Source organism: Ochrobactrum sp. A-1 (assembly GCF_022488005.1).
Taxonomy (GTDB): Bacteria; Pseudomonadota; Alphaproteobacteria; order Rhizobiales; family Rhizobiaceae; genus Brucella.
Genome location: NZ_JAKVQC010000004.1, coordinates 1,166,659 through 1,192,186, shown reverse-complemented (window position 1 = coordinate 1,192,186; position 25,528 = coordinate 1,166,659). Strand labels below are relative to the sequence as shown.

The window sequence follows — 25,528 nt, the reverse complement described above, 5'->3', positions numbered from 1 at the left end:
CAAATGATCAATCTGACCCGACGCGGGATGCTCGGCCTTTCAGCCGGTGCTGCCGGTTCGCTCATCCTGCCGCGCTTTGCAATCGCACAGGCTGACAATCGTCCATCAATCACCATTGCCGTGCAGAAGGTGGCAAATAGCAATACGCTCGACGTCCTTCGTGAACAGTCGAATGTGGGTGAACGTGTTTTCTTCTCCAGCCTCTGGGAAGCGCTGATCGACCGTGACTGGCTGGGTAGTCTTTCAGCGGTGCCAGGTCTTGCGACCGAATGGACCCGCATTGACGACAAGACCGTTGAACTGAAGCTCCGGCAAGGTGTGAAGTTTCACAATGGCGACGAGATGACCGCCGAAGACATTGCCTTCACTTTTGGCAAAGAACGTATGTTCGGTGACACTCAACCAGCCGAAGGCAAGACCATTTACGTCTCGGAGAAAAACCCGCTCGGTCGTGAAAGCAAGGAACTGCCGCTTGAAGTGCCAGCAACGGCACGCCGCTCGTGGCCGGCGCTTCTCGGTGTCGAAGTAGTCGACAAATATACAGTGCGCTTCAAGAACGGTACGCCCGACGTGACCATGGAAGGCCGCATCTCCCGTTACGGTAGCCAGATCATGAGCCGTCGTGGCTGGGAAGAGTCGCCGAGCTATCTCGACTGGGCGCGCAAGCCGGTTACCACCGGGCCTTACAAGGTTGTAGAGTTCAAGCCGGACAATATGCTGGTACTCGAAGCTCATGACGAATATTGGGGCGGACGCCCGCCGCTGAAGCAGATCCGCTTCATCGAAGTGCCGGAAGTTGCGTCCCGCATCAATGGTCTGCTCTCTGGCGAATACCAGTTTGCTTGCGATATTCCACCAGATCAGATCGAAGGCATCGAAAAGAATGATGCTTTCGAAGTTCAAGGTGGCACGATCCTCAACCATCGTCTGACCGTATTCGACAAGTTCCATCCGCAACTGGAAAATCCGTTGGTGCGTCGCGCATTTACCCATGCGATCGATCGCCAGGCGATCGTGGATTCGCTGTGGGCCGGTCGTACGGTCGTTCCGGCCGGTCTCCAGTGGGACTATTATGGTGATATGTTCGTTCAGGGGTGGAATGTTCCAGAATATAACCCTGACCTCGCCAAGCAGCTTCTGAAAGAGGCCGGTTACAAGGGGGATGCAATCCCTTACCGCCTACTCAACAATTACTATACCAACCAGACCCCGACTGCGCAGATCCTTGTGGAGATGTGGAATCAGGTGGGCCTGAACGTCGAAATACAGATGCAGGAAAACTGGCAACAGGTTCTGGAGAAGAGCCCAGGACGTGCTGTGCGCGATTGGTCCAATTCCGCGCCATTCAACGATCCGGTTTCTTCCATCGTCAGCCAGCATGGTCCGAATGGCCAGCAGCAGCAGGTCGGCGAGTGGACGAATGAGGAAGCAAACAAGCTTTCCGTCATTCTGGAAACCAGCACCGACCATGCCAAACGCAAGGAAGCGTTCAAGCGGATGCTGGAAATCTGTGAACGGGAAGACCCCGCTTACACAGTCCTTCACCAGAATGCGACGTTCACTGCCAAGCCGAAATCATTGAAGTGGAAGGCGGCCCCTGCTTTCGCAATGGATTTCCGCAAAAACAACTGGGCTTGATCCATTTGTAGAGGCGGGCCCGGTTCGGCCGGGCTCGCTTTTCCTTTGGGGTTTCAAGCCCCGCGACTGTGAATGAACCAGAAGGATTGCATGATGCCGCTGGTCGAAATTTCCAATCTCAAAGTAGCCTTTGATGGCGTGCCGGTTCTGCATGGTATCGACCTCTCGATTGAGCGGGGCGAAGCCGTCGGATTAGTCGGGGAGTCTGGCTGCGGCAAGTCTGTGACCTGGCTGGCGGCGCTCGGCCTCCTGCCGAAGAAGGCGTCGATCTCCGGTAGTGTTCTCCTAGAAGGAACAGAATTGCTGACCGCATCGCGCAGCACGCTCGAAGGTGTTCGGGGTGGTCGTATTGCGATGATCTTTCAGGACCCGTCGAGTTCGTTGAATCCGGTTATCCGGGTTGGGCGACAGATTGAGGAAGCCGTGCGGCTTCATCGTAACCTGAAAGGATCAGCCGCTCGGGCGGAAGCTTTGCGATTGATGGAACTGGTGGGGATACCGGATGCAGGCCGACGCATCGATAATTATCCGCACGAATTTTCCGGTGGTCAAAACCAGCGCTTGATGATTGCCATGGCGCTGGCAGGTAATCCCGATATCCTGATTGCAGATGAGCCTACGACAGCACTTGATGCTACGATTCAGGCTCAAATTCTTGATCTATTGGCTGTATTGCGTGCGGAAACCGGCATGGCTGTGGTCTTTATCAGTCATGATCTTGGGGCTGTATCGCAAATTTGCGAACGGGTCTCCGTCATGTATGCCGGGCGTATCGTCGAACAGGCGTGGACCGAAGCGCTTTTTACTGCTCCGCGTCATCCTTACACGCACGGCCTGTTCGATTCCATTCCCAGCCTTGAGGGCGGGCGCAGCCGGCTCATACCCATCGAGGGCACAGTTCCTGAGCCCGGCAAACTTCCGCAAGGTTGCGCATTCTCGCCACGCTGCTTGAGCGCGAGTGACCTCTGCGCACGAAGCCTGCCGAGACTCGGTGTTCCGCAGGACGATGCCGGTGAGGGGCGTATGGTCGCCTGTTTTCATCCCTATCCGGCCGCATCGCATTTGCTGCCGTCCATCGGTGGCCATATTTCAACGCCGGCGAGCACAAGGGCAATAGCACAATGACAGCCGCTCTCATCGAAGCTCGCGATCTTGTTAAAACATACACGTCGCGCAAAGGCCCTTTTGCAAAACCGGTCGCAGTGCGCGCCGTCGACGGGCTTTCCATATCGGTCGCTCCGGCAACAACTCTGGGCATCGTTGGCGAGTCCGGTTCGGGTAAATCCACGACGGGTCGGTTGCTTCTAGGTCTCGAAGAACCCAGTGAGGGAGAAGTCACGTTCGAAGGTTCAGCCCTGCCTCGCCAGAAGACTGCTGGCTGGCGCGCTTTACGGGCGCGTATGCAACTCGTCTATCAGGACCCTCTGGCAGCTTTGGACCGACGCCTACCGATTGGTCGTCAGATTGCCGAGCCGCTGGAAATCCATGGCATTGGAACACCTGCTGAGCAGAAAGCGCGTGTTGCGGAGCTGATGCGAGCGGTCGGTCTCCGTCCCGATCAGGCTTCTCGCTATCCGCACGAGCTTTCGGGCGGGCAGCGCCAGCGTGTCGTCATTGCACGCGCCATCGCATGTAAACCGCAACTCATCGTTTGCGATGAGCCTGTATCGGCGTTGGATGTTTCCATCCAGGCGCAGGTTGTGAACCTTTTGCGCGATTTGCAGGAACGTGAAGGCATAGCCATGGTTTTCATCAGCCATGATCTGAAGGTGGTGCGTAATATTGCGGATCGCGTTGCGGTTATGTATCTGGGCCGTATCGTCGAAGAAGCATCCTCAGACGAAATTTTTGCTCGACCGCTCCACCCCTATACGCAGGCGCTGGTGTCCAGTGTGCCGGTGACCGGTGTTCCCCTAAGCGACCGCATCATCCTGCAGGGAGAGCCACCGAACCCTGCCGCGCGACCTGATGGTTGCGCCTTTCATCCACGTTGTCGTTTTGCGGCTGCGCGCTGCAGCAGCGAGACACCTGAACTCCTCGACATGCCAGCGGGACGCAAAGTGGCCTGCCATTTTGCAGGACCCCTGCAGACGGACAATTATCATGCTTAGATTTCTGATGGTTCGCGGGGTTCGCGCGTTTGTCACCATCCTTCTCGTGGTAACATTTGCTTTCGTCGTCCTGCGCATGTCCGGTGATCCGGCCCAGATCATCATGGGGCCGGATGCTCCACCTGAAGCCATAGCTGCCTTCCGGAAGAACTGGGGACTTGATGACCCGCTCTGGCAGCAATATTTGCGTTATTTCGGAGCTATCGCGCGCGGCGATCTGGGAATATCGATGCGCGACGGCCAATCTGCAATCACACTGGTGACCGAGCGCATTCCCGCAACGCTTCAGCTTACGATAACGGCATTGCTGATCAAGCTTGGGCTTGGCATTCCGGCCGGAATTTATGCTGCGCTGCATCGCAACAGCTTCATTGACCGGGCTGTCATGGCTACTGCCGTCATCGGCTTCACTTTACCGAGTTTTGTCCTTGGCCTGCTGCTCGTGCTGGTGTTTTCAGTTTCGTTGGGCTGGCTGCCCTCGGGCGGACAGGATAGCTGGATGCATGCCATTCTACCCATCATCACCATGGGGCTAGGTGGCGCCGCGATTCTGGCGCGTTTCTCCCGCAGTGCGATGATCGAGATTCTGGGGCAACCCTATATTCGTACGGCGAGCGCCAAAGGTGTGTCCTGGCGCAATGTGGTATGGCGGCACGCACTGCCTAACGCGGCTATTCCGATTGTCACTATCGTCGGGTTTATGGTCGGATCGCTGATTGCAGGAGCAGTGGTTGTTGAATCGCTCTTCTCATGGCCGGGCGTGGGCAGGTTGCTCGTGGTCTCGGTTGCCAATCGCGATCTTGCTATCGTGCAATGCATCCTGCTTCTCGTGGCGGCGACGATGGTGATTTCCAATTTCATCGTCGACCTTCTCTATGGTTATCTCGATCCGCGTCTGCGTCAGGCGCAGGGCAAGGCGTGAGGCTGAACTGATGACGGATATGACCGCCAATACCGCCGCTGTTGCCGTGCAGCCGAAAAAGAACCGTAAAGGCATTCCGCTGATGGTCATCATCGGCTTTATCTGGATAGCCTCAATGATCCTGATTGCTCTGGCTGCGGACTGGATAAAACCCTACAACATCACAGCCTTTGACCTGAAAAACCGCCTCGCACTGCCGGGGAACGCACAGCACTGGCTGGGCACCGATGAGCTGGGACGTGACGTGCTTTCACGCCTTATCGAATCCATTCGTATTTCGCTGCTCATCGCATTTGGCGCCACGATTATCTCTGAGGTATTCGGAACGACGCTCGGTTTTCTCGCAGCGTATTTTCGAGGTGCCGTAGAGCAGGTTGTCGTTATGCTGGCTGATTTTCAGGCAGCACTTCCATTCCTGATCTTGTCGCTTGCCGTACTTGCATTCTTCGGTAGCTCGCTTCTGCTTTTGACCTGCCTTATGGGCTTTTACGGTTGGGAACGTTATGCCCGTATCGCGCGCGGGTTGGCTGTCTCAGCGAATGCACAAGGCTATGCAGCAGCGGTTACCCAGCTCGGCGCTACGCCGTCGCGCGTTTATCTCAAGCATATCCTCCCGAACATTGCTTCGACGCTGATCGTCTCGATGACGCTGACATTCCCGGAGATTATTCTTCTCGAAAGCAGCCTTTCGTTTCTGGGATTGGGCGTGCAGCCGCCCATGACCAGTCTTGGCAATATGGTTGGTTATGGTCGCGAATATCTCACTCGTGCACCGTGGATCATGCTCGCGCCGTCATTTGTGATCATGTTCACGACGCTATCGATCAGCTTTGTGGGTGATTGGCTACGCGACAAGCTGGACCCGACGACGAGATAATGTCGGTCGCCTTCCCATACTTGGACCTTGCGATTCTGAAAGCGAGTTGTTTAGTGTGAGGCGACAGAATTTTTATGGGAACTGACGTCTTATGTTGAAGAATATCAATCCATTGCTGACCGGCTCGTTGCTCGAGGTTCTTGCCGATATGGGGCACGGAGACGATCTTGTGATTGTCGATGCCAATTATCCGGCGCAGTCCTCTGGTGTCCACGTACTGGATTTTCCGGGAACCACCGCAACGGATATGGCGGAAGCCGTTCTGTCACTGCTGCCTTTGGACGATTTTGTCGACAAGCCAGCTGCTGTCATGCAGGCGCCCAATGAAACGCCAGCGATTTTCAAGGAGTTTGAAGCGGTCATAGAAGCGGCCGAGGGACGGAAGATTTCTGTCGATCCGATTGAAAGATTTGCCTTTTATCACCGCGCTCGCGATGCTTTCGCGATCATTCGTACGGGCGAGAAACGACTTTATGGCAATGTCATTTTCAAGAAGGGCGTCGTCCGCTCCTGAGCGGTGACATTAATATTGGCACATTAAAAACCCGGGCATTGAGCCCGGGTTTTTGCTTTCAGCTTTATTCCTGTGGCTTCTCGGCTTGATCCTTCATCGGGCCTTTGTGCTCACCACCCTTGTGTTTGCCCATGTGATGTGGGCCTTTGTGGTGAGAGCCTCTGGTCTGGTGATGCATCTTCGCAGCACGCATTTCGCTGCGATCAATTTTGCCATCCTCGTTCCGATCCAGTGCAGCGAATTCCTTCTTGCGCTGGTTCTCCACTTCCGCAAGCGTAACCTTGCCATCGCCATTGATATCGAGACGACGTTCCATGCGGTCGGCTGCACGGCTCACGATACGCTTGAGCGCCAGTGCTTCGATTTCGGCTCGAGAAAGTATGCCGTCGCCATCGGTATCGGCGGCCTTGAGATCATCCATGCGAGAGAATTTCTCAAGATCAATAGGGCCCCGTTTGCCCTTCATATCTTTGCTTGGTGTAACGGCCGTCTCTGCTGCCGGTTTATCAGTATTTGCACTGCTGTTTTCTTGTGCTAGTGCAGGGAAAGAAAGCAAAGATGTTGCAATTACAGCGATAAATGCGGTCTTCGATTTCATGGCTATTTGACTCCGTTACTCTTTTACAGGGGCGCCGATTAAAGGCATGCGAGTAATGTCTGTCTTTTTAGATGAACCGCATATGAATATGCCAATTAATTATCGGTAATGTATTGGGGTGTGTATGAGAAAACCGGAGCTGAAGCATTCTCTAAAGCAGGGAATCATCTGCTCATACGGAGACACATGTCTATCCGAACGGGAATATTTTGTCTGATCCTTCAGGATCAGTTATCAGCGGAAGCGTTTGTTTTCAGAAGAGAAAATGGTGGGTGATGTAGGGATCGAACCTACGACCCGCTGATTAAGAGTAACCATGAGGTTAAACAAAATCAGTTACTTATTGATAGAAGCAAATCCGACTTTTTGATATTTCTACCTCGATCACATTTATTCTATCCTGATTTATCATCCAGTGTCGGACACGGTTTTCCACAGAAAATTACTGCGCGTTTTTTCCGCCACGGATCCAGCGCGCAACGATTTCTATCAGCAGATCGGAAATCCACATAGCGCATGCGCCCACGACAAAAGCCGTAGCATTCATGGCCGCCATAGGCTCGTCGGGAAGCGGCCAGCTCACGGCGCGCAGATAATGCAGCACCGGCATTGTGAGATAGGCGGCCGCCAGAGCGCCACAGATGGGCGAAGCGATCATTTCCTTTGCAGTGTACCGCCGGCGCGATAAACCGCGCAGGATGCCCCCGGAGAGGCCTGCAACGAACACGCCGAGCTTGATCCCCAGCACGTCGAGAAATTCACTGATCGACATCATCGGCCCTACTTCCGGCAGGCGCGGTCTTTTCCGCATTGAACATTGTGGGCGGCGACTTCATTGGCGAAGGGCCGGTCATGCTGAAGGATGAAGGTCCTCGTCGCCACACTGGGGCGAAGCATTTCATATCCTGCGCCGTCATTGGCATTTGTCGTCGCGGTACACCCCGCCAAGAGCGCCGCACAGGCCAGCGTCATCCAGTTTGCGAACCTTTTCATTGATCTTCCCCCGATTGGTAGCTCGATTGATCTGGTGCTCCTGGGCGGCTGCCTTGTCCCGGTCGCCGCGATCCGACCACCCCCTTCAGGTAAACGAAGGAGCCGATCAGGAGGATCGAGCCGATAAGCACGAAAGCAGCCAGATGCCTTTTCAGGAATGCGAGGATCAGAACCTGCATCATCCTTGCTCCATCGTGCGCCGTGATTTCCAGATGCCGACAAGCGCATAGACCGCCAGTCCGGCACCGATCACCCCGGACGCGGCGAGCAGGCCGGACGAAATATGGTCGGCGAACTTCATGCCAAGGCCGGAGAGATGGCTGGCGACATCCGAAATCTGATCCCGCAGGGAAAGAACCACGGCGATCAGGCCGCCGCCCTTGACGGCATTCTCTACTGCCGGCACGGCCCCCGGAGCAATCTGCCCTGGCTGTTCGTCTGGCGCGTGCTGATATTCCTTCAGGGCTTCCTGTGTCTTTGGCCCGACGACGCCGTCGACCTCGAGGCCGAGCCCGTCCTGGAAGTCTCGAACCGCCTGCCGTGTGGCCGGGCCGAAATCGCCATCGATCGCCACGGCATAGCCTGCCCGCTGGAGCAGCGTCTGAATTTCGCGGACGCCTGCGCCGGACGATCCCGAGCGCAGCATCCCGGCGGCAGGGGAGGGCGAGGCAGCGCCGCCGTAGGCGGCATAGGCCTTCGCCATCTTGGTGTCATAGGCATTGTCCTTGTAGCGAGGACCGTTATAAACCCGCGCAAAGCCAGCCCAGTCCCGGCGATGGAGTTCGTCGAGCAGATCGTTCTCTTCGATGAAGCGCACCATGATTTCCACTTGGTTGCGCAATCCACCCATGACGAAGGTATGAAATGCGGCCGGCGTCGCGAAGTCCAACTTCCGCCAGTGCACACCCATCACCTGGCCGACACCCCAGCTGCAGGACATGATGGCGGCGTCTTTATCGATGTCGCACATGCGCTGGAACATGCGGTAGCGGTCAGTCTGGCTTTTCGGATTTTTGATCGCCCCGGCCTTTGGTGAAGAGAGGCCGGCGGCGCGGGCCTGCTTTTGTTTGGAGGCAGGCACGAGCCTATCGAAATAATGCCCCTCGATGCGAATAGCGGGAACGTCGCGACCCTCGATCCGCGCGAAGGTTACGCCTCCGCTCTCGATCTCGACGACGGCAGCGAGCGCGGCTGGTGCGATGCCCCGCGCTTCCGCGACGCCAGTAATGATCCGGTAGGTTTTTGCTTCAAACATGTCAGGCCTCGGTTTGCTGAAACCTGATGGTAATTCGCCACCGGTTCGATCAACCGATTGAGATGACGTACGCGCTTCCGTGTGCTTCCGTTGTTCGGAAAATCTCAGGATCGTGCGCATGGCGCAAAGCACAGCAGAAGCGCCGCCGTCTCAAGGGCAGTGAACAAAGAGTGTTGTTTCATCGGAGGCTGGACGATATAAGCGTGCCATTTGCGACAGGTGGGCGGTTTATGGGATCTTTACGTTTATTTTTGGCAATCTGCGTTGTGATAACTCACAATGGCTTTAGTAATCCATTTATCGGCGGAACGTTTGCCGTAATGATTTTTTTCATTATATCAGGATTTTTTATAACTCTTGTACTTAATGAAAAGTATACTGATATAAACCCTACTGCTTTTTATTTAGCCAGATACCTTAGGCTCATACCTACATACTTATTCGTTTCGGCAATTGTAGCGTTATTGATCCGTCCTGAGCTTTTACCTAATTTTAATGGTGCCCTTGAATGGGCGTATTATTCTTTCAGCAAAATGACTCTTTTCGGCATAGAAACCTTTTGGTGGTTTAAACCCGATAATACTGGCTCATTGATATGGGTTACATCGATAACGGACACAAGAAGATTATCTAATTTCACCAACCTTCCTCAAATGTGGTCGGTCGGTATCGAGATTCTATTTTATGCCATATCGCCATTTTTCGTCCGTAAGTTTTTTGTTTCAATTTTGATTTTAATCGCCGCCTTTTTGATCCATTGCCATATCGTCTTTAATTACGATCCACTTAGCCCAATCTTCATGAGGAATTCAGCAAACTATTTCTGGCTTTATATGGCCGGTGTGGTTGGATTTCATGTATGGAAACTGTATTCACACATACTGGACAAGATAAGTTTCCCCGCTCTTTCCGTATCTATTTTTGCGGTACTGTTAGCAGCAGGATTAACATATATCAGACACATTCCAATAATTCCATTCATGGTTGGTATATTTACCCCTTTCAGGAACGACCTTTCTCTTATTATATTTGCCCTATTTATGCCTGTCATATTTCATTACACAAGACGGATAAAGTGGGATCGCGCAATTGGTGAACTGAGTTACCCACTCTATGTTGTCCATTGGCCGATTACCGGATTTCTCATTACGGGGCATAGGGGTGACCTTTTGTGGTCATTAATAATCGTTTCTATTTCGGTTGTTGCGGCTGCCTTGCTCCATATTTCAATTGAGAGACCTATGGAACAGTTCCGCACTGGCTTGGCTAGAAGGGAATTGTCCTCCGCAAGCAGCTGACAGGTTCGCCGCTGATATACAGGAGCGATCGTTACCGGCTTATATCGAGATTAATCCCTGCTTTTGCGCCTGCTGTGGCAGAAGCAGAAGACACGTTCACCTGAACTACTATGTCCGTTGAACTTACAGATGCAACCCACATCCAGCCAATGGAAAAATCTTGCACATATCCCGAATCGTCCCGGCAAAGAGTGAGTGAACATTTGTTAATTCCCGGGGTGAACGATAGCCCGTGAGGTATAGAGAAAGTTTTTACCCCTGTAGAAGAAATATCTATGGCGGCCTGAACGCGAACGGAATTTATGGACTGATATGATCTGACATTTTCGGCAGAAAGACGAGCAGGATTATTAACGTGGCCGAGAGTATTACCATTAAGAGAGCCACCCACCATGTTTATGACGCCGCTAGCTGCTTCAATACCGAACCTCTGGTTTGACGATATCTGAGTGTTTGCGATGCAAAATTGTTCAAAACCAATAGAATTAATACCACTGCCCGAGTTTGACCAAAGCCGCCCACCTGTGATGCCAATCCGCGAGTTGTCGATTGCGTTTAAATTCAATCCATGCCCCGCATTTTCGTGAGAGCTTAATCCAATCATATCTAAATTCATTCGTGGCCCGGATGCGGGGCCGCCATAGACGACTACCCCATCATTACCATTACTGTGAGCGTGGTGCCCTATTACAACGATATTTCCGGGCCGTGGGTCTCCTGTCTTTTCGACGCCGATTCCCAATCCATACACGCCGTTGTCATAAGTAACATTGCCGATCAGGGTCATATCGCGACCGCGAACATCTATCCCTTTGTCGTAGTTATCCCAAGCTAAACAGCCGATCATTATTAAACGGTCAGCGTCTTTTATGTCGATACCGTCATAAGTTTCGCCACCCGGTACACCGGAGCCGTTATTGTAAAAGCGGCAGTTCTCAATAAATACATCTTTCTGTTGCCCAATAAGGCCATACCCTTTTGCTTGCAAACCCAACCCATATCCTGTTGCGTTGACAAAATCACAATCTTTGGCGGTGAAGCCGTTGACAAAAGACAGATCAACCGCAGATCGTGCCGCAAGGATACCGCTACCATTCCCATCGAACGTAATCCCCGACAGAGATACGTTTTCGATCTCGATGGCCGTGGAATAAGGGTTGTATAGGATCATATTGTCAATGCCCGGCGCGGTGCGGAGAATGCTGATCCCCCTTCCTTCACCGACCATGTGCACGTTGCTTTTCGGAAAGACGGTGCTCATCATATAAAGGCCACGAGGGATGAAAAGTCTGCCGCCTCTGATGGATAGATCGTCAACGATTGTTGAGATGGCCGCAGTTACTTCGAGGTATTCAGAGGATGTGTCTTCGTGTTGGCCAATTGAATCAGCCAGAGAAATGGGAAGCGCATCAAAAACGCTGATTTGCTCACGGACCTTCTTGAGATAAGGGCGAGGTAGAGCATTGGGAAGCGCCGCATAGAACCCAACCATCTCCCACCAAGCCCCGTCTGCCGACTGCACTTTACCATCATGGGATGGTTCCGATGACACGCGCTTGTACAGAGCATCACCGCCGTCGCCCGCCGCTGAATAACCACCAGTATGGATTGCGTTAATCGTGGGCTTGATTTGGGCGAAGGTGACAGCAAGGCATGTGTCATACAGCGGGACTTCTATCGGGCCAGCCTGGCCGAGCAGCGAGGCCAGCGCGAGATCAGCTTCTTCACGAAGCGTCTTTTCGTTCACAGGCGTTTCGCTCGCCCTGATATTACCTTCGGTGTCCAGGTGAAGAAGAGTTGACGGCGACGTTGCCAGAATAGAGCCGCCCTTGCCCCCATAGGGAGCTTTGAGCGCTCGGCCAATATCGCGCTGCTGTTCCTGTTGAATTATGCGATTACGATCTAGTTCATCATCCGTGAGCTTGGATGAAAACCGTCCGTCCCGAACGATGGAAGACAGCCGCTCCAAGACTGCCGATCCGATAATTGCGATCACTTCACCTGCACTTCGCCCCACAGCGAAAGTGACGCTCCCACCGTCCGGAGCCATTGCGCCAGAAATCTCAAAAAGAGATCGGCCGATTTCTGTGTAAAGGTCATCGACTACAAGGCAAATGACGACATCTTCGGCTTGCTGAAAGGGGAATGGTATTGAAAAAACCTTCTGTCCGGCACTGGCGGTATAGCGGCGGAAACGCGGATCTTCTTCGATCGGAAGTGCAACGCTCATGGATAGTCCCCTGCGATTGGATCAGCCGATCATCGCAGGGGCGTACTCTGGTCAACCGTCAGGGCATGAGGGCGGGCTTCTTCTTCCTCGAGCGCTTCATCCCTTCCAGAGCAAGTCCACCGGCTTTCACTTCCGCCACTAGGTCGCCGACGAAAGCGGCGGAACCATCAGCAAGCGCGCGATCGCGAACCTCCGGCCAAGCTGAATTTGTCGCCTCGGCTGTCCAGACTTTTTTGTTCGCATATGCATCACCCAGCCGCTCGGCAATGCCCGGATTGATGGCGGTGATCTCACGGTAAAACCCGTCTTCGGGTATCAGCTCCCGCTGCGCCCACCCCTCGACACCGGCTTCTTTCAGGCCGTTTCTGGCCAACGCCATGGAAAGCGTGGAAAGCACGTCGTCGGCCGCCGTCCGCTCGGCCGGCGAGACAAAGATCGGCTCGCCCTCGCGGTCGACGAGTTTGCCAGCCGCCATTTCCCGGCGCACCATGCCGATCGCCTGGATGGCGTTGCGAGCCCGCACCATGGGATGGAGCCGCCGGGCGTCGGCATCGAGGCTGGAAACCGCGACATAGGCTTTCGAGATCTTGTCGAGCTTGGCGTAATAATCGGCTGCGCCTGCATCGTCGCCAGCCTCGACCATGGCCTGCCAGCTTTTCACCTTGCCCTCGAGCGTTCCTTCGCGCTGGCCGGCCATCTTCCAGAACATGGTGGTGGATTGCGCGCCGCGAGCAGCATCCTTGATGAAGCGGCGTGAAATAGCCGCATCGTCCCAGGCGAAGCCGGGCGCGTCCGGCTGGGCCAGATCGTACAGCGAAAGAGCATTCCGCCCCCACGATCCCAGATGCGCCGTGATCAGGTGGTCGATCACGACGGGCGGTTCGTTGAAGATACGGCCGAGTTGCTTGGAAAGAGTGCTTGTCCGCGACGTATATTGCAGGAATGGCTCCATGCCCTGAAGCTGGTCCGGCACGATCGGCGCACCTGTGAAAAAATTCGTATTGGATTTGAGCTCGAAATAGCTCGAGATCAAAGGATTGCCTTCCATGATGGAAGGCGGGATCATGGTTTCGTAGAGGCTGTCGCCCCAGCGGTGCAGCGCGCGCGGATCCTTGTGCGCCCACATATCATAGATCGCTTCGCCAAGATTGATGGCCGTCGCCATTTCGAATGGTTTGGGAATGGCGGTCCACTTGTCGCCGGATTTGATCATCCAGTGCGTGGCGCGCGTCATTTCGGAAATCTCGTCGTGATCCTCATGGCGGCTCATGAGGGCATAAAGAGAAATGGAGCCGACGACGAGCGCACCAAGCCGGGCCCAGGTCTTCACGGCCAGCGACATCGCAAGCTGATCTTCTGCCGAAACATTCAGGCCGAGAACCTTCTTTGCGAGCGGTGCGATCATATGGCGGCCCGCTTTATCAAGCCCCTGCATCGAGGCGTTGAGAAACGGCGTGACGCGGGACAGCGCGGCCATGCCGGATCCGCGCCGGTCGAAATCCATATAGTCGCGGGCGCGCCACGACGCCTCGAGGAGCGCTTCATAATCGTCGAGCCCGCGCTTTTTCGCCTCTTCCTTGAACGTGCGGAACAGGCCGATGCGTGTGGCGGTCTCCGCGATCTCCGCCGTTTGGAGAACGCCGCGGAAAGAGGACAGGCGGTTTGCTACCCAGCCCCGGCGGCGAAGGCCATCGATGTCGCGCTGCGCCATCACTTCCGACAGCGAGGCAGTTTCGGCCCCGCCGGATATGCCGAACATGCGGGAGTAGGACTTTGCGGCATCGCTGCCGACGATATCGTCGGTTGCCCCCTGGAGCGTTGCAGACACGCGGCGCAGGGGCTTTCCGTACATAACGGCGGCCATGAACTGGTCACGGATGAAGTTTGCGCCGATAAATTCCGGCGACAGGGTAATGCCGGCTCGCAGCAAGCGGGCAGGGATCGCGACCAGGTCGAGCCAGAAGTTCTTTTCCGTCCGGCTCATCATGGTGATGGCGCTGTACATTTCGTGGCCGAATTTGCCATCGGCCAGGCGCAGGGCTTTGAGATCCCCGCCATCGCGGAAGAAGACAATAGGCTCGCCTTTTTCATTAATCATAGCTGGACGGAACACGGCAGCTTTTTCCGAGCCGACGGCACTTTCAACAGCATCGCGCAAAACAGTAATGTCGGCCTCACTCAAACCGGCATTCTTTGCGGCGGATTGCACCGCCTCTATCGGATCAACCATATTGGCGCGGAGCTCTTTCGCCGGAACGATTTCGGCGATTGCACCGCCTCCCGGACCGGCATTGAGAGCCAGCCGATGCAGGGCTTTGACGACATCATTGCGAGCGATCGTCATGCTCGTTTCGTAAGCATCCGCAGCAAGACTTTCCAGCGGATTGATAACGTCGCGCTTGGAACCCTTGAAGCGCTTGGCAAGCCCGCCCTTCATGGATCCACCACGTCCGGATTTGTTACCGTCTGCCTTTACCTCGCTATCTGCTGAAAAATCGCGCAGTCCGGGAACATAGTCCTTGATCAGGTTGCCCCGTTCGAAGGTTTCAAGATCGATAAGGCCAGCGTCATATTTCTTTTTCCAGAGCGCGCGGCTGAATTCGTGGACCTTTGCGGCAGCTGAAGCAAAAGCCGGAAACTGCCTTTCGAGCTCGGCGACATTGGCCTCATGATCGGCGCGAGTGAGCTTGTCCGGAGGATTGGGAATTTCACCATTGCGAAATCGCTCCCATTCTCCGAGGGCCCGACGCGACCAGAGGTAGGAGCCAAAATCCGCGACCCGTTCTTCATCCCATCCCGAAAGCGCGTTCGGCTTTCCGGTTGCCTCGACAATCGCGTCCCGGAGCGAAGGACTTTCCGGATTGATGCCACGATAGGGGGCAACCCCATACATCACATCCATATGTCCAGCCGCATAAGCACCACGCGACATACGGGCGAGCTTGTACGGATCCGACGATGTATTGATATTGAGCGGCTTGCCGGTATTCGCCAGGTGCAAATCCTTCAGATATGAAACCGCACGATTGACAGGGTTAAGGTCATCGAAGGTGAACGTGTACATGCGCTGAAGAACGTCAGCGATCGTTCCGCCGAAACCGCCTTTTTTCAGTTCCTTCCGGGCAGACTTGAGCCAGCCATCCTTTTTCGCCGAGACGATAGTGGAACGCACAGCCACTGTGCTTGGTGCTGTCAGAAACTTGTCCCAGGCATCGGTAGCATCGTCCACGGCCTTCGCCATGTCAGGCGCTTTTTCCTGCAATAGTTTGCCAAATTTGTCGGCAAGGTCCGGCTGGCTCTTTTTGAGGTATTCCCGGTTTGTGATCCAGAGCCGGAAGAACTCGGCAAAGCCTTCATAGTCGCGACCGGCCACAGGATCATAATCGAGAACCGAAAGCGCCTTCGAATTCTGTTTAATGAAGTCCTTCACATCGGGAATGTGCGCATCGATGTGGTGGCCGTACTCATGCGTCAGCGTATCGAAATCGTCGAGGGAGCGAACCCGCACAACACTATCGCGGTTATCGAAAGTGCCAAGAACCCGCTTTCCGCCAGAAATACGACCTTGCCGGGTCGCGGTAATATCAAGTGCCTTCGCCAGCGCGTCTGCTGTTTCACGGACACGCTGGATATGTGCGGCAGCGCTCTGAATCTGCGCCGCCATTTCGGTTGATCGTGTGCGCTGCGCCCTCAGACCGGCTGAAGGCGAGGACATGAGGAAGTCACCTACGTCCTTCGCAGCTGTCGCTATCGGCGTTTCGTCAATCTTGACCGGAGACTTCGCTTCAGGTGCCGATTGAGCAGCGGCGTCATCTATGCGTGGTGCCGTATCAGCAATAAGTGCAGCCTCACGCGCCGGCTTGATATTTTGTGCCGGAGTGAATTTCTCGACGCCGCGCGTTTCAGCAGCTTGATCGGAAAGGCGCTCGCCGATCGTTTCGGGCGCCACTCTTGCGGGCTGCGCCTCGATGGCCTCTTCAGGTATAATTCGAGATGTTGCGTCAACGGCAGTATCGCCGGAACGCGCTGGCACCGGTTCTGCTGACGGTACTTTTTCAATGCGAGGCGGAGCAGCTTCTATGACAGTTGCAGCAGGATCCGGAGGCGGGGCAATTTGCGCAGCAACATCAGAAGTATTCGCGTTAGGCGAGGGGGCATCATCGTCCAGCGCGTCAAAGAAATTGGCGCCCTTGCCGGTTTCGACGCGAGCCGCTTCAGCCTCTGAGGTTGAGGATCTGAAACGTTCGAGCGCTCGCCCGCCAGCGTGACCAAGCCCACCGGCAGCACCGCCAATTCCAGCGCCCAGAAGAACACTTATGGCATATCTTTGCGGATCGAACTTTTCTGCGTTTCCGCCCGCTATATCGATGCCTTGAATTGCTGCATCGGTGACGGCGTTCGTTGCGGCCGCATCGACGGCGCCCGAGAAAATCTTTGCCCAAAGCCCGGTAACTCCGGCCTTTCCAGCGACCAATATCTTTTCTCCCAGACCGATGGGAATGAAGTTTTCGGGGCTCGCGGCGGTGCCTGCAATCTGACCGGCAAGAGCCGTCGTTCCCTCGAGGAAGCCTTGCCATTCGGGATACGCTTCATAATTGCGATCGAAACGGGCGCGATCTGCCTGACGGCTTTCGGTCGATGCATCATATGTCGCGCCGAGAATTGTGTTGTAGCGGTTGCCCGCTTCGAAATTCAGCTTGAAACGATCGACGAGCCCCGGATCCGGTGCGGCAGATAAAGTGTCGTCAGCTTCATCAAACTGATCAAAGTAATTCGGGGCCATGGCTCACCTCGCAGATTTTTACGAGATGAGCGTAATTCGCAGAGAGTTAAGTCAACTCTTGCTGCCGCGATATTGTCTGGCTTGAGCACTATGAAGAGTTTGCGCGTAGGCATCGGCCTCTTTGGATGATTTGAATTTGCCCAGGTGTTTTCCGGTGGAACGATATAGCTCGACCGCGCCTTCATCCGTGAGAACCGTACCGCTTGGCGAAATAGTGGGAATGAGCACCTCGACGCCATCCTCATTGATCGAAATCGATCTTACGGTGCTTATGCTGCCGTCATCATTTTTCACAACAGGACGATTGTTGAGGTCAATATTTCCTGTTTCCACCAAACCAGCTGGCGTTCGATAGTTCTTGTCCGGATCCTCCCAAGCGGGAGCGGATCGCCCAAGGATTTGCAAGGACGCACCGGGGCCGAATTTCTGATCAAACTCTGCCGCTTTTTCAGGTTGCGATATGAGCGCCTGGCGCTGCCTATAATTCGGCAGCGGGAAGGCATCGCTCGCGATCGGAGAACCGGCAGCATCTGCCGCGTCGGTTTCGCTGATAACTTGACCTTTCCTCTTGTCGGAAGCTGTTGGCCCTTGCCCCTTCATCAATCGCCGGAAGTAGCCAGCGCCGAGGCCAGCCATCTCCTTACTAACGCCTTGAGAAGCGAGCATCTGCGAAACCACCTGGTCGGCATAAGGACCGTAAGTTTGCTGGATCTGTGTGACAGTATCCATCATGGCTTGAGAGGCAAGCCGTGGATCCGCCTGCGCAGATATGGGACGTGCGAGCGCACGGGCTTCGTCCGATGTCAGCGGAGATTGCTCGAAATCGGATATGCCGATAGCTTTTTGAGCATTGATGCGGGCTGCGACAAGGGATTGCATCGACGCCGGATCTTGAGGATCCGCCGCATCCGCCGCCGCCTGGACTTCCGGAAATGCCTTCTGGACAGCCAGCGCCGGATCTGCCGAACGTTCTTTTATGACAGCCGTGGCTTGTTTCTGTGCGGCTGTGAAGATTTCCAGATCTTCAGCATAACCAGCCGTGCCCGGTTTCGGCTGCATGATGGCCAGGCGTTCCGCAATGTCATCGGCCGACTGGGTATTCATGCCATTGGTCGCATCGAAGACGCGGCCGGCAGTCTCTCTTTTCTGCTGCCACTTCTGCAAACCTTCCTCGCCGAGCAGCGATCGGACGCGCTCCGGCGTCAGGTTCGTTTCAGTCGGATCGAGCCCCTTGCCACTGGCAGAAACGCTGGCAATGTCATCTTCAATGAGCGCGCCGATTTTGGCCGCCTCGACCTTGTTCTGTGCCCTTGCGATATTTTTCTGCTCAAGCGCGTCCCGGCGCAGCGTGTCCGACATGGCCTTGACCGTCGCGAAGGGCAGGGCGGACAGAGGCCCTTTGCCTTCCTTCCAGTCTTCGAGCAGGCCAAGCGAATATTGCTCTTTCTGTTCCGGCGTCGACAGCGCATCGTACACACCCTGAATACGGCCGCGCGCTGCCGTGGTGGCAATATCGATCTTGGCCTTTTCACCCTGCGCCGGCGTGATCGTCCCGGATCTGACAGCGGCGTCAATCGACAATTGCGTGGTGCGCACCTGTTCCGACAGGATTTCGTCGCCCTTCGGATTTGCGCCGAGAACCTGCGCCTGGCGCTCGAGGTCGATCTGGCGCGCCGCCAGACCGGAGGCATAATCTGCCTCCTGCTGCTGGCGAAGCCGCGCCTCGTATCGGGCGGCGACATCCTGCCGGTATGCCTCCGTGCGCTGCTGGAAAGCCTTGTCGAAGGTTTCCTGAACCTGCGGATCGTCGATGCTCTCGAGGTAGTTTTGCCGGATCTGCGCTGATGCCGCCTGAAAACCCGCCGGATCATCCCGGAATTGCTGTTGCGCATTGTAGAGATCCGTCGACAGACCGGCCTGCATGCGCCAGGCGACGGAAGACATGGCGGCATCGTCGAAGGCCTCGCCGCGAATGGTGCCATCACGGCGCAGCGCCAGCGGCTTGGTATCCAGTACGGGTGCCTGATACGTATTGGAAGCCGACGATGCCGGGGGCGCGGCCGATGTTGCGCCACTGCCGAGAATAAGGGCCGCCTCGCGCTGCCGCCGTTGCTTATTGGCCGAAAGACCGCTGACGGCGGATGCTATCGCCTGTAAATCGCCTGTTTTGGCAGCTGCAACCACTGGCTTGGGGAGCGAGCCATAATTATACCCCACGGAAGCGAGTGCTGCCTTCGCATTGTCGGGCAACGCATCCCATACGCCGCCGAGCTGCTGACGAACCCGCGCACCCTCCACATTGTTAAGGCGGTGCTCAATGTCGCGTTCGGCATCCTCTCGAGAAATTTTCATCCCCTGGGTGACGCGGATAACCTTACCTTCCGCATTCACGATCGTGTCGGAGCCATAACCAACGCGCCACGCATTGACATCATAATAGGGGCTGTCCCGAAATCCCTCCTCTTTTCGAAGAAGTGCTTTCGCCTGTTCTTGCCATGGGGCTGAACCGGCCGCGCCGGCGGCTTCAACTGCTACAGATCGCGCCTGAAGATAGGCCGCACCGGAGGCTTGTCCGGCGGAAAGGCCTTCGATCATGCCTTCGCGTTGTGCTGCCTTGTCCGCGAGCTTTGATAGCGCACCGGACAGACTGCCGGCGGCGTCGGCGAGGACGCGAGAGGCTTGGCCGGTATCGACCGCATAGGAGGGCAGATCGGTGGAAATGAGAGCATTGCCGGAGAAGCGGGCAACTTCACCAGGAGAACGACGTTGCATGTTTGCCATTATCCGCGCTCCGCTACGCTGATGCCATACTGTGCGACGGGGACAAGCGCGCCCAGAAGCGCGCCGCCACGTTCCGATTTCGCCCGCTGCCGCAAGCCCTGCGCACGCATGCGGTACAACGACCGCCGGAAATCCGTGTCCTGCTGATCGATGGAGATTTCCGTCGCGGCCTGCTGTCGGGCGCGTGCCGCACTGTCGGCGGCAACGCCCTGGGTAAGATCGATGCCGGCGGCCGCATAGGCGACATCGTTCTGCCCGAGGACACGCGCCAGCTCGCGACGCATCTTGTTCTGGCGCTGGACACCGGCAAGCTGTTCCTGCCCGGCCTCGAGGTCAGCCTGGTCTGCGGCCTGTTCGGAAGCACGCGCGGCGGCAGCGCCGGCGCCAATGCCGCCAAGAACCTGAAGCGCGGTCGAGAACCCCTGGAGCGCGGTGAGCGCGCCGGATCCGGCAGCCGTCGCGCCGCCGGCAGCGGTGCCGGCCGTCGCCGCTGCCCCGCCGGATGATAGGCCGAGGCCTGCCGCGACCTTGCCGATTGCTGCGATGGCTAGTTCCAAAGCGACCTCCTATAATGCTGCTTCCACGGTAATCGCGCGGACATTCAGTCTACCGGGCCGAAGCTGCGAAACGGTCACATAGGGGGCATCGGCGTAACCGCGCAGATTGCGGATTTTGATGGTGGTGGTGACGCCTTGCGACAGTTCCGGCACATCCGCCAGAAGCCCGTAGCGATACAGATCGACATCCTGAAGCATCCCGCCATTCACCGAAATCGCCACGCTTGTCGTGTCGAGCAACGAAAGATGCACGGTGTGAATACGGGCTTTCCGCTTCAGAATGGTGTTCGGCCCGATGTCTCGCGGTGGCGGTAATGTGGAAATGACAGGAGGTTTCCATGTCCCCACGGTCGCCCTCAACACGGGGATGGTCAGAACGACAGTTCCGCCCGAAACGGTGAAAGGGCCGAATACATTGCCGTCGCCGATCACCCAAACCGCACGGCCGTTGAAGCGAGAAAGCCCGCCGATGACATTCTGCGGACTGGAAAAGACGAAATCCTGCGCCTCGTCGAGAAGAAGCCCGGTTTCGAGACGCTCGAAATTGCGGCTGCCGTTCCGCTCGACGATGAAGGAAAGCTCATTCCGGCCGTTCTTGCCCGTGGCCTTAAACAGGCCGTCCGTTGTCATCCGCGTGAAGGCGGTGACTTCCTGTTCGCGCAGGATAGTCGCGAGCCGAGCCTGACCGTCGGCCCGCACGATGGCGTGCAGGTTGCCGTCCATCGAGGCGTTGGACCGGCGGACCGCCATGTCGGTCACATCGGTTAGAAGATGCGAGGCGAGCAGCGAAATATCTGTCGCAACGAAATTCCCCTCGACATCGGTGTAACGCAGCTCGCCGAGCGTCGCGCCGTTGCGGTGACACCAGATCGCGGCACCCTCATTGTCGACAACAGGGACGCCGCGCTTGATCCCGTAGCGGGAAGACTGGACATGGTTCGGGGCATCGGTTTTCGAAAGGGCGCGCTCGGCGATCCAGTATTCGGCCTGACTGGTGAAAATCAGCAGATTGAGGGATGGAACGATAGCCTCGATCCGCTCGCCGCCGGCGCTGTCCATGGGCACGAGGAACGGCCCGTTCGCTTCCGTGAAGCGCTCGTCGAAATTGAAGTAGTCGGCGCTCTTAGATGCCATCCAGGCATTGGGCAGAGATTTGAAGCCGCCGACCAGAAGGCGCTGATTGAAAAAGGTCCCGCATTGCGGCCAGCCGCGCGTGGCCGAGATCAGGGGTTCACCGGGAGAAACGCCAGCGCGTTCCTTCACGGAAACGATCGCGGCGTCGGCCTTGTTGATGATGCGGCCTGATACAGCCCACCCGTCACCTTCATTGCCCGATCCAGAGAATGTAATTTTGATCCTCTTGGGATCACGCGGCCATTCCACCGGATCGCCGATAATGTACGGAGGATCCGTATCAACAGAAAAACCGGGGTTGATGTTCGGAAGGTCGGCGATGGCACTTTCGATTGCAGATATCAGGGCAGGCCGGTCATTGACGAAGGTGATCGACTGGGTTTCCTGTCCGGAAATGGTCAAAACGAATATCGAGGTATTGCTCTCCAAGCCGACAAATTCCAACCGCCAGATTGCCGGAACGCCATTCGTATAGTCCTCCCCATAGTCATAATTCGGGATCGCCTCATAGGGCAGATTGTCGACCGCCCATCCGCTATTGCTGTAGATGATGCGCTTGCTTTGCAGGTCCTCATGAAACAGCAGCAGCGTATCGAGGCGCTGCGCATAGGTCATTTCGGAAATCAGCCCGCCGATACCGGCGACCGTGAAGCTGGCGATCGCGGAGGTCGCGGACCACACCTGGCAATTGGTGCCGGCAAAAACCAGATCGAAGGACGTGCCGTTCGATGCGTCGAAGGGAATGATCTTTTCGGCACTGCCGGCCACTGGGCCGACATGGCGCAGGCCGTCGCGCTGGCGAAAACCGCCCTGCGGAGCGACGGCGATGTTTTCCGCATATTTCAGGCCGGTCCCGAAATACTTGAGGGTAGTGCGCTCCTCGAGGAGCGGATCATGCTCGCCGGAAGTGAAGGCAGTCTGCATTCGCCCAGGACGGCCGACCATGATCAGGACCTCCAGGCACGCTCGAGGGGGTTGCGATAAGTCGCCATCCGGCGCGGCGGATTGGCGAAACCATCTTCAAAAATGGCCGCGCGCATCTGGCCGCCGCGAAAATTGTCGGAAACCGAGCCATAGGCCTCCTGGTAGAAGCTATCCATGGTGTTCCGATCGGATGCGATGGCGAAGGCGAGGCGGCCGGCCAGCGCCGTGATCGTTGCCGTCCGGAAGGTCGCCGTCCAATGATGCGGATCGGGGCGAAACTTCACCATGGCGAACAGTGGATCGGCGTCGGAATGCACCTGACCATTGGTCAGAATGAAATCGTCGAAGACGCGATCGGGACGCCGGATATCGTCGGACAGGAAAACGGGGAGGCCGGTATAGGGGCGCGGAATGTCAAAGACGAACTGAAATCCGGTCAGGGGAACCGCGTCGGTCAGCCTGGTGAGCTGGCGCACTTCGCGCGCAAAGGCGAAGCCGGAAGGCTGAAGGCCGAGATTGAAATCGACGACTTCCTCATAAAGCAGGGAGGCCGACTGTCCGCCGTTCAGATCTTCGGTCAGGCTTTCGACCGGTTCTTCACCGATACGCGCGCAGGCGGTGTTGACGATATCCAGAACGGTGAGCAGGGCCATGGAGATCTCCGGGAAAATCCCTCGCGGGCGCGTGAAAACCCGCGAGGGGCAACGCGAACGGCAGCTGTTAAGCTACGTTCTGCGCAGCGATCGTGACGACAGTGCCGGTTACGTTCGACACGATGTAGTTGCGGCGTACTGGCGTCCCGTCGAGGTCGAGCGTCATGTCGATGTGATCACCCTTCTTGACCCGCTTCACCAGTGGGTTGAAATATCCAACGGTTTCGACCGCCGCTTGGTCGTCATTGGTCACATAGCTGTGCTTGCTGAGATTGGCACCAGCCAGACCGCTCGGGTTGAACATGAAGTCGTGGGTACGAAACCCTTTTGCATCATAAGCCATTGCAGCTTTTCCTTGATTGTTGGCGAAAAGGGATCCCGGCATTTCTGCCGGGAAAGGTTGTTAGCTGACCACGATGGCCGAATTGGACGACGTGGTGAAACGCTTGATGCCCTTGCCCTCCTGGAGCGTCGAGGCAGCGCCTTTACACGTCATGTTGACGGTCCACCAATTTTCATAGTTGTCCCACTGGGTGATGACGCTGAGATCGGTGTTATTGCACCAACCCATCGCGGTTTTGTGCCAGATGAACAAGTCCTGCTTGTCTGCCGAAGGAACAGGATAAAGATCGAGCAGATCTTCTTCCGGGAAGAGGAACCAATTGACGCCATTCCAGAAACGGGTGTCAGTTGCCTTTACGAACGGAAGATCAGAACCAACATGGTCCGACGAATTGACGATCTTGTTCGCCAGCAGCTGGTTCCACTGGAGCGGAGGCAGGCCGCAATAAACCTGACCATCCCACTTGACCTTGTCTTCCTGGAGCGCCTTGCAGAGCATAAGCGCGTTCGCTGCGGAGAAGGGACCGGCAGAAAAATCCAGGCCAGCATCGGCGGCGGGCTTCTTTGCTGCCATTTGGGCGTAGATTTCAATATCGGTGGCGATCCCGAGTGCGTTCGCACCGCTCTGGTAGATCACTTCCTTTTCATCGACAGACATACGATCAACATCGTATTCTTCGATGACGTCGAATGCCTTCCAGGTGGCAAGAGGGACTTCGAATTTCTTGCGTTCACCGTTGCCTGGCTGATTGCGTTCGCGGCGCTCGATCTTTTTGGCTTTGGTTTTGCCAGCGAGCCAGAAGATGCCCTTTTCATTGTTTTCGATACGCATTGCCTGCGTAACGGTTGGACGAAGGCGGTTGCCTTCCTTCTGGTAGATGTGCATCGCGCGGTTCTCGTATTGCGTGGTATTCCAGTTAGGAGAGTTCTGCGACATTTTAATCTCCGATGTTGAAGGGAAAACACCGGGGAGGAGAGGCCGCAGCGGCTCGCGGGTCCGGTCAAAGCCGGAGAGGCCGCGAGCTTTGCAGGTCCGCCCTGTGCTGATCTCGACGATAGAACAGGGCAAGTCCGGTCAACTTAGCGGGCCGGATAGAGGCGATTATAGGCTTCGTCGTAGCGCTTGCGCAGACCTTCATCGAAGCGCTTCTTCGGATCTTCATGATCGCGATTGCGCGGATCGATCCGTGGATCGCTGTCGAGCTTTTTGAGATCGTCAGCCGTGAGCGCGCCTTCGCCGCCGCCATGACCCTCGACACGGATCCCGTTTTCGGACAAACGACCAGAGAGGGCGCGAAGGAGAACATTGCCGGCTGCTGTATCAGTCATGCCGAGCAACATCGCACTGACATCGTTCTTCAGCGCTTCCGGAACGTCCTTCAGCTGATTGATAAGGCCTTTGGCAAAGGTCTCGGTTGCGACAAGCGCCTCTTGCGTTGCACGTTGGTCCAAGCCCGTTGCAGACTGGAACGTTTTCAGTTCCGCCGCTGGATTGAATGGCGCAGCCAGTACGCCTTGTTCGACAAGCGGCGAATAGACATCGGAAATGAAGCCTGCAAACTGCTCTTGGCTGAGACCGTGCTTGTGGGCAGCATTGCGCGCAGAGGTAAATGCGGGATCCTGCGATATGTCACCGAAGAATGGCTTCAGATTATCGCCGGGTTCGAAAGTGTACATATCCGGCTTTTCTGGAGCAGCTGGCATTTTTGACAGCTTGTCGCGCATACCCCCGAACCGTGTATTGAGATCATTGTAGCCGCCGAGCAATTTGCCGAGCGTTTCATCCGCATTGGCACCGGCAAATTCGGCAGGAAGTCCCTGCGGAGCGGTCCATCCATCACCACTGCCGCCGCCACCGCCTCCGAGACCTTCGGCTTCGAAAACAGGCTTATACTTCGTCAAAAGTCTAAACATTTCA

At 56.1% G+C, this 25,528-nt stretch carries 21 protein-coding genes; 7 read left to right on the top strand and 14 right to left on the bottom strand.

Annotated features, from left to right (window positions below):
* Positions 1 to 3 precede the first annotated feature (3 nt).
* The 6 genes from MKS82_RS15285 to MKS82_RS15260 all read left to right on the top strand — a co-directional run bounded on the left by MKS82_RS15285 (position 4) and on the right by MKS82_RS15260 (position 6,062).
* Positions 4 to 1,638 (top strand): ABC transporter substrate-binding protein, encoded by a 1,635-nt coding sequence (locus tag MKS82_RS15285; RefSeq protein WP_109989106.1) that lies wholly within the window; start codon positions 4 to 6, stop codon positions 1,636 to 1,638.
* 90 nt (positions 1,639 to 1,728) lie between these two features.
* A complete protein-coding gene (locus MKS82_RS15280) occupies positions 1,729 to 2,763 on the top strand; it encodes an ABC transporter ATP-binding protein (protein ID WP_109989107.1) in 1,035 nt (344 codons plus the stop codon).
* Positions 2,760 to 3,749, top strand: coding sequence for an ABC transporter ATP-binding protein (locus tag MKS82_RS15275; RefSeq protein ID WP_109989108.1), 990 nt, complete (start codon positions 2,760 to 2,762; stop codon positions 3,747 to 3,749). The genes MKS82_RS15280 and MKS82_RS15275 overlap by 4 nt, the downstream gene beginning before the upstream one ends.
* On the top strand, positions 3,742 to 4,671 hold the full coding sequence (locus MKS82_RS15270) for an ABC transporter permease (protein ID WP_240578978.1): 930 nt from the start codon (positions 3,742 to 3,744) through the stop codon (positions 4,669 to 4,671). The genes MKS82_RS15275 and MKS82_RS15270 overlap by 8 nt, the downstream gene beginning before the upstream one ends.
* Before the next feature lie 10 nt (positions 4,672 to 4,681).
* Complete coding sequence (locus MKS82_RS15265) at positions 4,682 to 5,548, top strand: ABC transporter permease (RefSeq protein WP_109989110.1); 867 nt, start codon at positions 4,682 to 4,684, stop codon at positions 5,546 to 5,548.
* A 91-nt stretch (positions 5,549 to 5,639) separates the two neighbouring features.
* Positions 5,640 to 6,062, top strand: coding sequence for an RbsD/FucU family protein (locus tag MKS82_RS15260; protein WP_109989111.1), 423 nt, complete (start codon positions 5,640 to 5,642; stop codon positions 6,060 to 6,062).
* Between the two features lie 64 nt (positions 6,063 to 6,126).
* Here the strand turns inward: MKS82_RS15260 and MKS82_RS15255 are convergent, their stop codons facing one another.
* The 5 genes from MKS82_RS15255 to MKS82_RS15235 all read right to left on the bottom strand — a co-directional run bounded on the left by MKS82_RS15255 (position 6,127) and on the right by MKS82_RS15235 (position 8,908).
* Positions 6,127 to 6,660 carry an EF-hand domain-containing protein gene (locus tag MKS82_RS15255; RefSeq protein ID WP_109989112.1) on the bottom strand — a complete coding sequence of 178 codons (534 nt, stop codon included), beginning with the start codon at positions 6,658 to 6,660 and terminating at the stop codon, positions 6,127 to 6,129.
* A gap of 442 nt (positions 6,661 to 7,102) precedes the next feature.
* Positions 7,103 to 7,432 carry a hypothetical protein gene (locus tag MKS82_RS15250; protein ID WP_240579036.1) on the bottom strand — a complete coding sequence of 110 codons (330 nt, stop codon included), beginning with the start codon at positions 7,430 to 7,432 and terminating at the stop codon, positions 7,103 to 7,105.
* Positions 7,433 to 7,440: 8 nt separating this feature from the next.
* The gene (locus MKS82_RS15245) at positions 7,441 to 7,653 is read right to left on the bottom strand and encodes a hypothetical protein (RefSeq protein ID WP_240578977.1); all 213 of its coding nucleotides are present in this window, start codon (positions 7,651 to 7,653) and stop codon (positions 7,441 to 7,443) included.
* Positions 7,650 to 7,835 carry a hypothetical protein gene (locus MKS82_RS15240; RefSeq protein WP_240578976.1) on the bottom strand — a complete coding sequence of 62 codons (186 nt, stop codon included), beginning with the start codon at positions 7,833 to 7,835 and terminating at the stop codon, positions 7,650 to 7,652. The genes MKS82_RS15245 and MKS82_RS15240 overlap by 4 nt, the downstream gene beginning before the upstream one ends.
* The gene (locus MKS82_RS15235; protein ID WP_240578975.1) at positions 7,832 to 8,908 is read right to left on the bottom strand and encodes an N-acetylmuramidase domain-containing protein; all 1,077 of its coding nucleotides are present in this window, start codon (positions 8,906 to 8,908) and stop codon (positions 7,832 to 7,834) included. The genes MKS82_RS15240 and MKS82_RS15235 overlap by 4 nt, the downstream gene beginning before the upstream one ends.
* 26 nt (positions 8,909 to 8,934) lie before the next feature.
* Here MKS82_RS15235 and MKS82_RS15230 point away from each other — a divergent pair, with 26 nt between their 5' ends.
* Positions 8,935 to 10,206 carry an acyltransferase family protein gene (locus tag MKS82_RS15230; RefSeq protein WP_240578974.1) on the top strand — a complete coding sequence of 424 codons (1,272 nt, stop codon included), beginning with the start codon at positions 8,935 to 8,937 and terminating at the stop codon, positions 10,204 to 10,206.
* A 31-nt stretch (positions 10,207 to 10,237) separates the two neighbouring features.
* Here MKS82_RS15230 and MKS82_RS15225 read toward each other — a convergent pair whose 3' ends face one another.
* The 9 genes from MKS82_RS15225 to MKS82_RS15185 all read right to left on the bottom strand — a co-directional run bounded on the left by MKS82_RS15225 (position 10,238) and on the right by MKS82_RS15185 (position 25,524).
* On the bottom strand, positions 10,238 to 12,436 hold the full coding sequence (locus tag MKS82_RS15225) for a right-handed parallel beta-helix repeat-containing protein (RefSeq protein WP_240578973.1): 2,199 nt from the start codon (positions 12,434 to 12,436) through the stop codon (positions 10,238 to 10,240).
* A gap of 58 nt (positions 12,437 to 12,494) precedes the next feature.
* Positions 12,495 to 17,219, bottom strand: a complete 4,725-nt coding sequence (locus MKS82_RS15220) for an LPD38 domain-containing protein (RefSeq protein WP_240578972.1) — start codon at positions 17,217 to 17,219, stop codon at positions 12,495 to 12,497.
* A 51-nt stretch (positions 17,220 to 17,270) separates the two neighbouring features.
* Positions 17,271 to 20,000, bottom strand: a complete 2,730-nt coding sequence (locus tag MKS82_RS15215; RefSeq protein WP_240578971.1) for a lysozyme — start codon at positions 19,998 to 20,000, stop codon at positions 17,271 to 17,273.
* Positions 20,000 to 20,557: a hypothetical protein gene (locus tag MKS82_RS15210; protein WP_240578970.1), complete on the bottom strand. Its 558-nt coding sequence runs from the start codon at positions 20,555 to 20,557 to the stop codon at positions 20,000 to 20,002. The genes MKS82_RS15215 and MKS82_RS15210 overlap by 1 nt, the downstream gene beginning before the upstream one ends.
* Positions 20,558 to 20,566: 9 nt before the next feature.
* Positions 20,567 to 22,636, bottom strand: a complete 2,070-nt coding sequence (locus MKS82_RS15205) for a hypothetical protein (RefSeq protein WP_240578969.1) — start codon at positions 22,634 to 22,636, stop codon at positions 20,567 to 20,569.
* 2 nt (positions 22,637 to 22,638) lie between these two features.
* Complete coding sequence (locus MKS82_RS15200) at positions 22,639 to 23,268, bottom strand: hypothetical protein (RefSeq protein WP_240578968.1); 630 nt, start codon at positions 23,266 to 23,268, stop codon at positions 22,639 to 22,641.
* 67 nt (positions 23,269 to 23,335) lie between these two features.
* A complete protein-coding gene (locus tag MKS82_RS15195) occupies positions 23,336 to 23,611 on the bottom strand; it encodes a hypothetical protein (RefSeq protein ID WP_240578967.1) in 276 nt (91 codons plus the stop codon).
* Positions 23,612 to 23,671: 60 nt separating this feature from the next.
* Positions 23,672 to 24,547 carry a phage capsid protein gene (locus MKS82_RS15190; RefSeq protein ID WP_240578966.1) on the bottom strand — a complete coding sequence of 292 codons (876 nt, stop codon included), beginning with the start codon at positions 24,545 to 24,547 and terminating at the stop codon, positions 23,672 to 23,674.
* A gap of 143 nt (positions 24,548 to 24,690) precedes the next feature.
* Complete coding sequence (locus tag MKS82_RS15185; protein WP_240578965.1) at positions 24,691 to 25,524, bottom strand: capsid assembly protein; 834 nt, start codon at positions 25,522 to 25,524, stop codon at positions 24,691 to 24,693.
* Positions 25,525 to 25,528: the final 4 nt, after the last annotated feature.